Consider the following 13,233-nt stretch of genomic DNA (forward strand, 5'->3'; position numbering starts at 1 on the left):
GCGAGATGCGCTTCACCCCTCTGGGTCGAGATCGACCGAATAGAGCGTCGTCTCGTTGAGATCCCTCAGCGACACGGTGAGCACGCCGCTCTTCCCGTCGATCGCCGCATGGCCGAAGAACTGAAGGCCGTCGAGCGGCGACAGGTTGGCCTGCCCCTCCGGCGGCGCCTTCACGAACTTCACCTGCGGCCCGAACGTCATGTCGAGCGCGCTCGGGCCGAAGGTGCCGGAGTTGATCGGGCCGGCGACGAACTCCCAGAACGGCTTGAAGTCCTGGAACCTGGCGCGGTTCGGGTGATAGCGGTGCGCGGCCGTGTAGTGCACGTCGGCCGTGACCCACACCACGTTCTTCACGTCGCGGCGCTTGATGAAGCCCAGAATGTCGGCGATCTCGAGCTCGCGGCCCTTCGGCTTGCCGTCGTCGCCATTGGCGACTCCCAGTTCTCGCCGTCCGGCACTTCGAGGCCGATCGGCATATCGGAGGCGACGACCTTCCAGAGCGCCTTGCTCGCGGCGAGCTGCTTCTTCAGCCATTTGACCTGCGCCGAGCCGAGGATCGCGGCCTCGTCGGAGCGCGTGGTCTGCAGGTTCTTCGAGTTCGGCCCGCGATAGCTGCGCATGTCGAGGAAGAACACGTCGAGCAGCGGCCCGTAGCTCGCCGCGCGGTAGATGCGCTGCGGATCGCGCTGGTCGACGCGGATCGGCATGTACTCGAAGAACGCCTGCCGCGCCCGGGCGGCCAGCAACGCCACGCTCTTCACGTCGTAGTTTTCGAGGTCGAGGATTTCCTGCGGGTACCAGTTGTTGGTGGTCTCGTGGTCGTCCCACTGGGCGAACATCGGCACTTCGGCGTTCAGCCGCAGCACGTTCTCGTCCAGGAGATTGTAGGCGTGCTGGCCGCGATACTCCTTCAGCGTCTCGGCCACCTTGGACTTCTCCTCGGTCACGAGGTTCTTCCACTTGCGCCCGTCGGCCAGCGTCACCTCGGCCTCGAGCGGGCCGTCGGCATAGACCGTGTCGCCGGAGTGGATGAAGAAGTCGGGCCGCGTCCGGCGCATGGCCTCGTAGCCCTTCATGCCGCCGAAGTCCGGGTTGATGCCCCAGCCCTGCCCCGCGGTGTCGCCGGTCCAGACGAAACTTACGTCGCGCTTGTTGGACGGCGCGGTGCGGAAGCGGCCGACCACGGGCTCGCTCACCGCCGAGACGTCCTTCAGGTCCTCGAAGCTGATCCGGTAGAAGACGTCCTGCCCCGCCGGCAGCTTGCGCAGGTCGACCCGCGCGGTGAAGTCCGAGCCGCCGAGCGCGTCCGGGCCGACGACGCGGTTGGCGTCCTTGAAGCTTTCGGTCGTCGACCACTCGACCACCATGCGCGAGGGCCGGTCGGCCTTGCTCCAGACGATGGCGCGGTCGGCGCCGACGTCGCCCGACTGGACGCCCGAGGCGAGCTTCGGCCGGCGGCCGGCGAGCGAGAGCGCCGGGCGCGGAAAGGCCGAGGCGGCGGCGACCGACGCGGCGCCGGCGAGCACGAGCCGGCGGGACGGCCGCCACAGGGAACGGGAACCGCTCATCGAAAGACCTTTCGGCTGACATCGTCGGGGGCTCTCGGCCGGACGGCCGGTCTGGAACGGTTCTAGACGCCCCATGTGACAGACGTTTTTCAGCGATCGACCACTTGCTGAGCGGACGACATTCCAAAGTCGCGACGCCTGCCGCCCCTCCCCGCAAGGCGGAGGGGTGACCATCGCTTCCCCTCAATTTCGAACGATCCCGTTTACGCTGTTCCCGAACCCATCCTTAAGCGCGGCGGGCCTATGGTCCCCTCCTCCATGGGGACGAAGACGCCGGACATGCAGGCAGACGTGGGAGCGCGCTTGAACGCCGGCCGGACATCGTCGCGCCTCGCCGACCTCGTCGCGCGCGTCCGCGCGCTCATCGCCGACCGTTCGGACACGGCGATGGCCAAGAAGGTCGCGGGCTCCGCCTTCCTGATCCGGGTCGTCAACGCCGGCATCGCCTTCGCGTCGCAGATCCTGCTCGCGCGCTGGATGGGCCAGGGCGAATACGGCGTCTACGTCTATGTCTGGACCTGGGTGCTGCTGCTCGGCGGGCTGACGACCTTCGGCCTCGCCTCGAGCCCGCAGCGCTTCATTCCCGAATACGCCGAACGCGGCGAGGATGCGCTGCTGCGCGGCTTCCTCATCGGCAGCCGCGCGCTCGCGACCGCGATCTCGACCGTGATCGCAGGCCTCGGGCTGCTCGGCGTCTGGCTGTTCTCCGCCCATCTCGAGAACTGGGCGCTCGTCCCGCTTTATCTCGCGCTCGTCTGCGTGCCGATGTACGTGCTGACCGACGTGCAGGACGGGCTGGCGCGCACCTACAACTGGATCGACGTCGCGCTGGCGCCGGCCTATTTCGTGCGCCCGCTGCTGATCCTCGCGCTGCTCGGCGCGCTGTCGCAGTTCGACTTCGCCCCCACCGCCTCGACCGCCATGGCCGCGACCGTGGTCGCCACCTGGGCGACCGGCGTCGCGCAGCTCTGGATGCTGGAGCGGCGGCTCAAGCGCAAGGTGCCGGCCGGCCCGAGGACCTACGCGCCAGGCCTCTGGATGAAGGTCTCGCTCCCGATCTTCATGGTCGAGGGCTTCTACCTGTCGCTCGCCTATGTGGACGTGCTGATCCTCTCGGCCTTCCACGATCCGCACGAGACCGCGGTCTACTATGCGGCCGTCAAGGTGATGTCGCTCGTCGCCTTTGTGTCGTTCTCGGTCGCGGCCGCGGTCGCGCACCGCTTCTCCGAATATGCGGTCACGGGCGACCAGGCCCGCCTTTCCGCCATGGTGCGCGACGCCGCGCGCTGGACGTTCTGGCCCTCGCTCGCCGGCTGCGTCGCGCTGTTCGCGCTCGGCTGGCCGATCCTGTGGCTGTTCGGGCCGGAATTCACCGAGGGCTATCCGCTGCTGTTCGCGATCGCGGTGGGGCTCTTGGCCCGCGCGACCGTCGGCCCGCTCGAGCGCCTGCTCAACATGCTGAACGAGCAGAACCTCTGCGCCGCGATCTATGGCTCGGCCTTCGCGCTCAATGTCGTGCTCTGCCTCGCGTTCGTTCCGAAATGGGGCGCGATGGGCGCGGCGATCGCGACCTCGATCACGCTCGCGGTCGAATCCGTCGTGCTGTTCTGGGCGACGCGGCGCCGGCTCGGCCTCGGCGCGCTGCCCTGGGGCCGCGGGCCCGCCCCCGCCCCGACGCCCCGCGAGATGACCGGCGACGCCATCGCCGACGTGGTGGCGACGCCCTTCGTCGTGGACGAGCCCGTCGCCGCGCCGGCCGCGCCCGCGGGATCGCTCCGCTTCGAGATGCTGACGCCGGCCGAGCTCGGCCGCAGCCGCGCCGCCTGGGAGGCGCTCGCCGGGCGCGCGCTCGAACGCAACGTCTTCGCCGAAGCGGGCTTCGCCATCGCGGCCTCCGGTCTTTCCGGATCGCGCGACGTGCGGATGGCGGCGGTCTGGGACGAGGCCTCGGCCCATCCCCGCCTCGTCGCCGCCGTTCCGCTCGCGCCCCATCGCGCGCTGCCGCTCTCGGGCGGGCTGACGAGCGCGGACTGGGATCACTTCGGCCCGCTCGGCGCGCCGCTGCTCGACCGCGACGTCGCGGCGGAAGCCGCGGCCGCTCTCCTCGCCGGGCTTTCGGCCGAGGGCGCCTCGACGGTGCTGCTGCGCTTCCTGCCGGAAGGCCCGGCCGCGCGCGCGCTCATGGCGGCCGCCGCCGAGGCCGGCCGCGCGGTCGCCCGGGTCGACGGCCACGCCCGCGCCCTGTTGCGCGTCGGCGAGGACGAAGCCGGCCTTCCCGCCCGCAAGCTCAAGGAGCTGCGCCGCCAGTCCCGACGCCTCGCCGACCAAGGCCCCGTGGCCTTCCGCGCGGCCCGCGCCGAGGCCGACGTCGCGGCCGCCGCCGCGCGCTTCCTCGCGCTTGAGGCGAAAGGCTGGAAGGGCGCGGCCGGCACCGCCATGGCCGACGCGCCGGACCAGCGCGCCTTCTTCGAGACGCTTCTCGCCGACCTTGCCCGCTCGGGCGACGCGCTGGTGCTGGAGCTGTTCGCCGGCGAACGGCTCGCGGCCTCCGGCGTCGTGCTGATCGCCGGCGACCGCGGCTGGTTCTACAAGGTGGCCTATGACGAGACGCTCGCGCGGCTCTCGCCCGGCGTCCAGCTCACGCTCGAGCTGACCCGGCTCCTCGCCGAAGAGAAGCGGCTCGTCGAGGTCGACTCGACCGCCGTCGCCGACCACCCGATGATCGATCGCCTCTGGCGCGGGCGCCTTGCGCTCTCGGACGTGCTGGTCGCGCTCGATCCCGACGCCGCCGGCATGGTCGAGGGCGCGGCGAGCGCCGAGCGGCTGCGCCGGAACCTGCGCAGGCGCCTCCGCGACCTCTATCGCGGACTGAAGGGACAGGGCTCATGACGACGCTGCGCGCCGACCCGGCGGACCTTGCGGCCCGCTACCCGACGAAGCCGTTTCCGATCACGCATGATCTCGCCGGCCATCGCTGCTGACGCTGCCGCGGCTCGCCGAACTCGTCCGCGAGCTGCCCCGCGACCGCATCGAGTACAATTCCGGCGCGGTCTCGGTGAACCAGCGGCCCGAGGACGTTCCGCTCGTCGACCTCGCGCCCGAGGAGGTCGTGCGCCAGATCGAGACCGCGGGCGCCTGGATGGTGCTGAAGCGCGTCGAGACCGTCCCGGCCTATCGCGCGCTGATCGAGGAGGCGCTGCTCTCGATCGGCCGCCAGCTCGGCCATGACAGCTTCGCGTCGATGAAGCTCGCCGACGTCGAGGGCTATGTCTTCGTCTCCTCCGCGAACTCGACCACGCCGTTCCATTGCGACAACGAGGACAACTTCTTCGTCCAGATCCACGGGCCGAAGTTTTTCCACCTGTTCGACAACGAGGACCGCGCGATCGTCTCCGAGGAGCTGCTGGAGAGCGCGCCCTCGAAGCACCGCAACCTGCCCTACGAGGAGCGCTTCGAGGAGCGCGCGACGGTCTACACGCTCGCGCCCGGCGAGGGCGTCTATGTCCCCTACCAGGTCCCCCACTGGGTGCGGACCGGCGACGGCTGGTCGATCTCGCTCGCCGTCACCTGGCGGTCGCAGGCTGTGGTCCGCCGCAACAAGCTGCTGTTCATGAACGCGTTTCTGCGCGACCGCGGCTTTCCGCAGGCGGCGCCCGGCCAGAAGCCGGCGCTCGACGGGCTGAAGGTTGCGGCCTACACCGCCGCGCGCGCCGCGATCGAGCCGCTGCGCAGGAGCGAGGGCATGCGGCGCCTGCTGAGGCGCGCCGTGTTCGGCGAACAGGCGAACTACGCCGACAAGGCGCACGAGGCGGGCAAGAAGGCGGCGTGATCGAGACGCCGCCCGGCGATCGACGTGAATGGAGGATGTCCGCATGAACGACGAGCACCCTTTCATGAAACGCGCGAAGTTCTACGCCGACGAGAGGCTGCTCAGTCTTCTCGTCTTCTTCATCTGCATGCTCAACGCGACCGGCGCCGACCGGAAGATCGTGACCGCCGCCGTCGCCACACTCGCGTTTCAGACGTTCTGGATCTGGCTCCGCATGCGGGGCGAGCGTCTCAGCGAGTCGAGCCCTACCCCCTCGACAGACGCTGGATGATTTTTCTGGTCGTCGTCAGCGGCGACACCGTCATGTGACCAAAGACCGTCATCCGGCCGAAGCGGCGCAGCCGCGAAGAGTCGGGATCGTGCTCCGAAAGAAGCGCCCTTTCCGGAGCACGATCCCGGACGGGTCTTCGCCCGCCCGGGATGACGCCTACCCCCGCTCCCTCAGCGCGCGGCGGATGATCTTGCCGGTGGTGGTCAGCGGCAGCTCGGCCACGAATTCGATCTCGCGCGGATATTCGTGGTGGCTGAGGCGCTCGCGTACGAAGAGCTTCAGCTCCTCGGCGAGCGCCTCGTCGCCCGAGACGCCGGACGTCAGCTGCACGAAGGCCTTCACGATCTCGGTGCGCATCTCGTCGGGCTTGCCGACCACCGCGGCGAGAGCGACCGCCGGGTGGCGGGAAAGACAATCCTCGATGTCGCTCGGGCCGATGCGGTAGCCCGCCGAGGTGATGACGTCGTCGTCGCGGCCGAGGAAGCGGAAATAGCCGTCGGCGTCCGTCACCGCCTGGTCGCCGGTCAGCAGCCAGTCGCCGGAAAACTTCTCCGCCGTCGCCTCGGGCTTGTCCCAGTATTCCAGGAACATGACGGGGTCGGGCCGGCGCACGCGGATCTCGCCCTGCTCGCCGGGCGCGCAGCGCGTCCCGTCTTGCCGGAACAGCGCGACCTCGTGGCCGGGCGTCGGCTTGCCCGTGAACCCGGCCTTCGAGACGCCGAGATGGGCGAAGGAGGCCAGCACGTAGTTGCACTCGGTCTGGCCGTAGACCTCGTTCACCGGCACGCCGAAGGCGCGGCGCGCCCAGTCGAACGAGGCCTCGCCGAGCCGCTCGCCGGCCGCCACCAGCGAGCGCAGCGCCATGCCGGGATGGCGCTCGCGCGGGTCGCCGCTCTGCGCCATGAGGCGCAGCGCCGTCGGCGGGATGAAGGCGTTGCGCACCCCCGCCTCCGCGATCAGAGCGAAGGCGGCCTCGGGATCGAACTTCACCACCGGCTGCGCCACCACCGGAACGCCGTCGTGGAGGCACGGCATCATGAGGTTGAGCAGGCCGCCGGCCCAGGCCCAGTCGGCCGGCGTCCAGCCGAGGTCGCCCGCCCGCGGAAAGCCGTCATGGGTGAGCCGGAAGCCCGGCACATGGCCGAGCAGCACCCGCCCGCCATGGAGCGCGCCCTTGGGCGGCCCGGTGGTGCCGGACGTGTAGATCATCAGCGCCGGATCGTCGGGCGTGTGTCGGCGGGCGGAACCTCGCCGCCTCGCGCGAGAAGCGCGCGATAGTCGAGCGCGTCGCCGTCGGCTCCGTCGGTCGAGACCACGACGAGATCGGACGGCGGCTCCTCGACGGCGCGCAGCTTCGCCAGGCCCGCCGCGTTGGTGACGATCGCGCGGGCGCCGGAATCCGTGAGGCGGAACGACACCGCGTCCGGCCCGAAGGCGAGCGCGAGCGGCGTCGCCACCGCGGCGAGGCGGGAAACCGCAAGATGCGCGACCGCGGCCTCCGGCCCTTGCGGCAGCAGAACCGCGACGCGGTCTCCGCGCCCGACCCCGCGTTCGGCGAGGCCGGCTGCGAGCGCATGCGAGGCCGCGCGCAGCTCGCCATAGGTGGTCGGTTCGAGCGTCGCTCCCGGCCGCTTGGTCAGGATCGCGATCCGGTCCGGCTCGGGCTCCCCCAGCGGTCGCAGATCGCCTCCGCGATGTTGAACTTTTCCGGGATCTCCCAGCGGAACGCGCCGCGCAGTCGCCCGAATGCGTCGTCCTGAGACATTCCCGTTTCAAACCCCGACCGTGCGGGCCGGCGCCTCGAGGGGCTAGCGGCTGCGAGGCATCGACGACGAACGCCGCGTGGCGGTCAAGTCGTCTTTCGCCGGGCGGCGTGATGAACCCCGCCCGGAATCGTTCTAGGGTCGGCCGGATTTCGACGCGCGACGAAGAGCGAGGACCACAGGCGATGCGCGAGTGCGGCGGATGCACCATGTGCTGCAAGCTTCTCGGCATCGCGGAGCTCGAGAAGCCGGCGGGGCGCTGGTGCCCGCATTGCGTGCCGGGCCGCGCCTGCAAGATCTACGAGGACCGGCCGAGCGAGTGCCGCACCTTCCACTGCCTCTGGATCCTGCGCGAGAGCTTCGGCCCCGAATGGCGGCCGGACCGCTGCAAGTTCGTCGTCTATGGCAGCCCCGACAAGGCCGCGCTCGTGGTCAATGTCGACGTGACCGCTCCCGACGCCTGGCGCAAGAACCCGTTCTACGACGCCTTCAAGCGCTGGGCCGCGGAGGCCGCGGCCGACAAGACCCATCTCGTCGTGATGGTGGGCGACAAGGCGACCGTGATCCTGCCCGACCGCGACGTGCCGCTCGGCCTCGTCGGCCCCGGCGACCGGATCGTGTCGAAGATGGTGACCGAGGGCGGGCGCCAGCGCGTCGAGCCGCGGGTCGAACGCGCGGAAGCCTGAGCGTCGGCGCTCTGACGCGCGCTCACGAAAAAGCCCGGCCCGTCCCCCGACGCGCCGGGCTTTTCTCTGTCCGAAGCGCGCTGGCGCTTCAGGCCGCCTGCGCCAGCCCCTCGCCCGCCGCGATCGCGATCCTGTCGCGGATGGCGGCCGGAACCTGACGCGGGCTCATGGCGCGCGGCTCGTCGCGCTCGGCGATCGCGTCGGCGGTCGCGCCGTAGAGCGCCTCGAACTCGGCGAAGTTGTCGAAGGCGCGCCGGGTGACGTTGTCCACGAAGGTTTCGGTCGCAGCGCCCTCGGCCAGGATGATCTCGTGACCCTTGGTCTCGATGTGGAAAACCGTGAGACCGTCGCGGATCACAGACTGGGAGAGCCGGGCGATGGTGGAGCCATTGACCAGCGCGCCGGCTTGCACCAGCACGCCGTCGAGCAGCATGGCGTGGTCGGAGGTGACGACGAGATCGCGCAGCGGCAGGCCGTCGCCGAGCGCGCCGGCGGAGATCCTCACCGGCTCGCGGCCCTCGGGCATGCCGGCCGCCCCGCCGATCGCCTGACGGCCGATCCACTTCACGGGAACGGCGCTCCCGTCGGCCGTCGTCACCAGATCGCCGACGCCGAGCGTCTCGACAGCGGTCTCTCCGGACGGCGTCGAGATCAGCGTGCCGGGCGCGAAGCAGAGGATGAAGAGGTCGTCTTCAGGCGATTGGGGGCGCTGAAGGCGGATTACGGAGGCCGGTCCGTCGCCCCTGCGCGGGAGGGCGTGCCGGCTAGCGCTTCGAAAACCGGTCGAACAGCCAGCGGACCGCCGAGCTCGCGGCGCGGTGCTTGACCTGGTTGACGGAAGTGGGCGGCAGGCGACGCGGCCCCTGGCCGGTGCGGGCGTGGCGGCGGGCGAGATACTGCCCGGCCGCAAGTTTCAGAACGGTCTTCAGCATGCGCCGAACTCCTCGCGCCCCAAGGCTGAACTCGCGGAGCCGTCGCGCGATCCATCACGTCGCCGTTATCGGGGCGCAAGTCCGCGCGTCCGGTCGAAGGCGTTCGGCGCCCGAAGAGCTCCCTTAACTTTCAGTCGGTTAGCATCCGGGCGACGCGAAGCGGCCCGCGACGGCCGCGCGGCTTGCGTCATGACGCCCGATACGCGGTGCCCAAGACGACGCGATGCCCAAACCGACCTGGCCCCTCAGCCTGATCTTCGGCTACCTCGTCGCCGCGGCGATCACCGTCTGGCTGACGCGGTTCAGCGGCGGCGTCGCCTTCGTGTGGACCGCGTCCGCGATCCTGACGAGCCATCTGGTGCTGAGCCCGCGCCGCGCCTGGGCGCCGGCGCTCGCCGGCTGCGCGGCCGCGAGCGCGGTCGCCACCGCCTTGCTCGGCCTCGGGCCGCTCGCCGCCGGGCCGCTCGCGCTCGTCAACGTGGCGGAAGCGGCGGTCGCGGCCGTGCTGCTCCGGCGCTGGATCGACCGCCCGGGCGAGTTCTCGTCGATCCGCGAAGTCTTGGGCTTCAGCCTCGTCGTCGGCGTCATCGCGCCGGCCGTCACGGCGCCGGCGGGCGCGGGCGTCGCGACGCTCGTCACCGGCACGCCCTTCGCGGCGAACGCCTTCAACTGGTTCATGGGCCACGGGCTCGGCGCGCTCACCGTGCTGCCGCTCGCGCTGCTCGTCGGCCGCGACCGGTTCGGCGAGTGGCGCCGCGCCGCCGACCGCCGCAAGATCGTAGAGGCGGCGGCGCTCTGCGCCTTCATGGTCGCGGTCACGGTCGGCGTGTTCGCGCAGTCGACGCTGCCGATCCTGTTCCTGCCGCTGCTGCCGGCGCTGTTCCTCACCTTCCGGCTCGGGCGGCTCGGCGCGGTGGTCAGCATCCTGACGCTGATCGCGATCGGCGCGCCGCTCACCTTCAAGGGCGTCGGGCCGATGGCGCTGATGGGAGCAGTCGTCCGGCTTCCGCTCGCAGTTCTTCCAGTTCTACATCGCGATGGTGTGCCTCACGGTGCTGCCGGCCGCGGCCGAGCTGCAGCGCCGCATGGGCCTGTTCTCGGCGCTGCGCCAGAGCGAGAGCCGCTTCCGCCTGCTCGCGGAGAACACCACCGACATCATCGTGCTGTCCTCGCTCGACACCACGCGCCGCTACGTCTCGCCCGCCTGCAAGGCGCTGCTCGGCTACGAGCCCGAGGAGCTCGTGGGCACCAGGCCGCTCGATTTCGTCCATCCCGACGACCGCGAGGGCTACGCCGGGCTGCTGGCCTCGCTCTCGGCGAGCGAAGTCGAACGCGCGGTCACGCGCCAGCGCTACCGGCGCAAGGACGGGGCCTGGGTCTGGCTCGAAGTGTCGTTCAGCCTGACCCATGACGAGGCGAGCGGCGCGGCCACAGGCTATGTCGCGTCGCTGCGCGACGTGACGCTGCGCCGGAACGCCGAGGAGGCGCTGCGCGTCAGCGAGGAGCGCCTCGCGCTCGCGCTCGACAGCGGCAGCGACGGCATCTGGGATTGGGACCTCGAAAGCGGCGCGCTCGAGCTGTCCGACCACTGGTTTTCGACGCTCGGCTACGACCCGTCCGAGATGGAGCCGCGCATCGGCACCGTCGAGGAGATGATCCATCCCGACGACGTCGAGCGCGCGCGCCAGCTGCTGGGGAGCTGCCTCAAGGGCCAGACCCCGACGTTCCAGTGCGAGTACCGGCTGAAGACCAAGGCCGGCGGCTACGCCTGGGCGCTCGCGCGCGGCAAGGTGGTGTCGCGTTCGGCCGAAGGCCGCGCGCTGCGGATGGTCGGCACCCACATCGACATCACCCGTCGCAAGCAGGCCGAGCTCCAGATCGAGCACATGGCCCATCACGACGCGCTGACGGGCCTGCCGAACCGCACCCTGTTCCGCCAGAAGCTGCTGGCGGCCGCGGTCTCGGCCGACCGCGGCGGACGCCAGTTCGCGGTGCTCGCCTGCGACCTCGACCGGTTCAAGTCGGTCAACGACACGCGCGGCCACGCGGCCGGCGACGCGGTGCTGCGCGTCGTCGCCGAACGGCTGCGATCCGCGCTCGGCGAGCACGACGTCGCGGCGCGCCTCGGCGGCGACGAGTTCGCCGTGATCCTCGGCCGAATCGACCGCCCCCATGACGCCGCCGTGGTGGCGCAGCGCATCGTCGAGCTCGTCGGGCGGCCGATCGACGTCGACGGGCAGGTCGCGGCGGTCGGCGTCAGCGTCGGCGTCGCGCTCGGCCAGGGCGATCCCGGCGACCAGATCTTCCGGAACGCCGACACCGCGCTCTACCGCGCCAAGGCGGAGGGACGGAACGTCTACCGCTTCTTCGAGCCCGGCATGGACGCCGCGTTCATCGCCCGCAACCAGCTCGAGGCCGACCTTCAGGTCGCGGCCCGCGAACGCGGCTTCGCGCTCGCCTACCAGCCGATCGTCTCGCTCGAAACGGGCCGCGTCGGCGGCTTCGAGGCGCTGATGCGCTGGCCGCACCCGACCCGCGGAATGGTGTCTCCCGCCGAGTTCATCCCGCTCGCCGAGGAGACCGGCCTCATCGTGCAGATGGGCGACTGGGCGCTGCGCGAGGCCTGCGCGGAAGCCGCCGCCTGGCCGTCGGACCTGCGGCTTGCGGTCAACGTGTCGGCCGTGCAGTTCGAGCGCGCGGGGCTCGAACGCAGCGTGGTCGAGGCGCTCGAAAGCTCGGGCCTCGCCCCCTCCCGGCTCGAGCTGGAGATCACCGAAAGCGTGCTCATGCAGGACGCGGTCGGCGTCGTCTCGGCGCTGATGCGGCTGCGCGCGCTCGGCGTGCGGATCGCGCTCGACGACTTCGGCACGGGCTACTCCTCGCTCAGCTATCTGCGGCGGTTCCCGTTCAACAAGATCAAGATCGACCGCTCCTTCATCACCGAGATCGAGGATCCGGAGGTCGCCGAGATCGTCCGCGCGATCGTGGGGCTCGGCCAGCGCAGCGGCGCCTCGATCACGGCCGAGGGCGTCGAGACCGCGCGCCAGCTCGAGGCCGTGCGCGCGCTCGGCTGCACCGAGGTGCAGGGTTTTCATTTCAGCGGGCCGCTGGCGCCGGCCGCAGCACGCGACTTCATCGCGACCGACCTCGCGCTCCCCCGGCCGCGCCGCATCGGGCGGGCCTGAGGCCGCGCCTCACCTGCCGGCGCGCACCGCCTTGGCCGCGGCGCGGCCTGCAGCACGAAATTGCGCACGAGCTCGGAGCGTTCCTCCCGCAGCACCGCGACAGTGAGAGGCACTTTCGGGGCCGGCCGCTCCAGCGACCGGAACACGACGCCTGCGACGCTCAGCTGCCGCATCGAGGCGGGAAAGAGCGCGACGCCGAACTCGGCCGCCACGAGCGCGAGCAGCGTCGCGATCTGCGGCGCCGGCTGGCCGAAGCGCGGCTCGAAGCCCGCCTGCCGGCAGGCCTCCACCACCGTGTCGTAGAGCCCCGCGCCGATCTCGCGCGCGGTGATCACGAAGGTCTCGTTCGCAAGCGTGGCGAGCGCGAGCGGCCCGGTCTGCGCCGCAAGCTCATGGCCGGCCGGCAGCGCGGCCACGAGCGCATCCTCGGCGATGAGATGGAGCCTCAGATCGCGCGCGTCGGCCCGGTTCGGCCGGATCACCGCCGCGCCGAGCCGGCCCTCGCGCAGGCCCGCGGCGAGAACGGCGGAGCTCGACTCCTCGAGCCTCAGCTCGACGTCCGGATAGGCGCGGCGGAACCCGCGGATCGCGGTCGAGACGATCGGATTGACGGCCGCCGAGGCGATGCAGCCGAGGCCGAGCGACCCAAGCTCGCCGCGCGACGCCCGCCGCGCCAGACGGATGGCCTCCTCGGCCTGCCCCGGCATGGCGGCGACCGCGTCGCGGAACGCCCGCCCCGCCTCGGTGAGCTCTGCGCCATGCGGCAGGCGGTGGAACAGCAGCGCGCCGACCTCGGCCTCGAGATCCTTGATCTGGAGGCTGAGCGGGGGCTGGCCGATGCCGACCCGGGCGGCCGCCTTGGTGAAGCTGCCCTCCTCCGCGACAGCCAGAAAATAGCGGATGTGCCGCAGCTCCATGCCATATCCAAAACATATGCAGATCGACTGTCGCATATACTATGAGAATGCAGGCGTGACGGCTACCTCCTCTCCCGAGGAG

7 protein-coding genes and 4 pseudogenes are annotated in these 13,233 nt (G+C 71.1%); 6 read left to right on the forward strand and 5 right to left on the reverse strand.

Annotation, left to right across the window (positions count from 1 at the left end):
- Positions 1 to 12 precede the first annotated feature (12 nt).
- Positions 13 to 1,568 (reverse strand): annotated as a pseudogene (locus K6K41_RS08700) (alkaline phosphatase D family protein).
- 279 nt (positions 1,569 to 1,847) lie between these two features.
- On the opposite strand from K6K41_RS08700, the gene K6K41_RS08705 reads away from it, so the two are divergent.
- From K6K41_RS08705 to K6K41_RS08715, 3 genes and pseudogenes are all read left to right on the forward strand, one after another.
- Positions 1,848 to 4,457, forward strand: a complete 2,610-nt coding sequence (locus K6K41_RS08705; protein ID WP_261404706.1) for a GNAT family N-acetyltransferase — start codon at positions 1,848 to 1,850, stop codon at positions 4,455 to 4,457.
- A pseudogene (locus tag K6K41_RS08710) lies at positions 4,454 to 5,397 on the forward strand (cupin-like domain-containing protein). Before K6K41_RS08705 ends, K6K41_RS08710 begins: the two are co-directional and overlap by 4 nt.
- A 43-nt stretch (positions 5,398 to 5,440) precedes the next feature.
- Complete coding sequence (locus tag K6K41_RS08715; RefSeq protein ID WP_261404708.1) at positions 5,441 to 5,668, forward strand: hypothetical protein; 228 nt, start codon at positions 5,441 to 5,443, stop codon at positions 5,666 to 5,668.
- A gap of 156 nt (positions 5,669 to 5,824) precedes the next feature.
- On the opposite strand, the pseudogene K6K41_RS08720 reads toward K6K41_RS08715, so the two are convergent.
- A pseudogene (locus K6K41_RS08720) lies at positions 5,825 to 7,433 on the reverse strand (AMP-binding protein).
- Between the two features lie 207 nt (positions 7,434 to 7,640).
- On the opposite strand from K6K41_RS08720, the gene K6K41_RS08725 reads away from it, so the two are divergent.
- Positions 7,641 to 8,117, forward strand: coding sequence for a hypothetical protein (locus tag K6K41_RS08725; RefSeq protein ID WP_261404709.1), 477 nt, complete (start codon positions 7,641 to 7,643; stop codon positions 8,115 to 8,117).
- An 88-nt stretch (positions 8,118 to 8,205) separates the two neighbouring features.
- Here the strand turns inward: K6K41_RS08725 and K6K41_RS08730 are convergent, their stop codons facing one another.
- Both K6K41_RS08730 and K6K41_RS08735 read right to left on the reverse strand, forming a co-directional pair.
- On the reverse strand, positions 8,206 to 8,838 hold the full coding sequence (locus K6K41_RS08730; protein WP_261405685.1) for a Hint domain-containing protein: 633 nt from the start codon (positions 8,836 to 8,838) through the stop codon (positions 8,206 to 8,208).
- 43 nt (positions 8,839 to 8,881) lie between these two features.
- Positions 8,882 to 9,049 carry a hypothetical protein gene (locus K6K41_RS08735; protein WP_261404710.1) on the reverse strand — a complete coding sequence of 56 codons (168 nt, stop codon included), beginning with the start codon at positions 9,047 to 9,049 and terminating at the stop codon, positions 8,882 to 8,884.
- 223 nt (positions 9,050 to 9,272) lie between these two features.
- Between K6K41_RS08735 and K6K41_RS08740 the strand changes: the two are divergent.
- Both K6K41_RS08740 and K6K41_RS08745 read left to right on the forward strand, forming a co-directional pair.
- Positions 9,273 to 9,974, forward strand: a pseudogene (locus tag K6K41_RS08740) (MASE1 domain-containing protein); the annotation flags it as partial.
- A 112-nt stretch (positions 9,975 to 10,086) separates the two neighbouring features.
- Positions 10,087 to 12,234 carry a sensor domain-containing protein gene (locus K6K41_RS08745; RefSeq protein WP_261404711.1) on the forward strand — a complete coding sequence of 716 codons (2,148 nt, stop codon included), beginning with the start codon at positions 10,087 to 10,089 and terminating at the stop codon, positions 12,232 to 12,234.
- On the opposite strand, the gene K6K41_RS08750 is transcribed toward K6K41_RS08745, so the two are convergent.
- Positions 12,141 to 13,151, reverse strand: coding sequence for a LysR family transcriptional regulator (locus K6K41_RS08750; RefSeq protein ID WP_315855168.1), 1,011 nt, complete (start codon positions 13,149 to 13,151; stop codon positions 12,141 to 12,143). The two genes, K6K41_RS08745 and K6K41_RS08750, sit on opposite strands and share 94 nt — an antisense overlap.
- Positions 13,152 to 13,233 lie beyond the last annotated feature (82 nt).

Origin of the sequence: Chenggangzhangella methanolivorans (assembly GCF_019797865.1) — a bacterium.
Taxonomy (GTDB): Bacteria; Pseudomonadota; Alphaproteobacteria; order Rhizobiales; family Methylopilaceae; genus Methylopila; species Methylopila methanolivorans.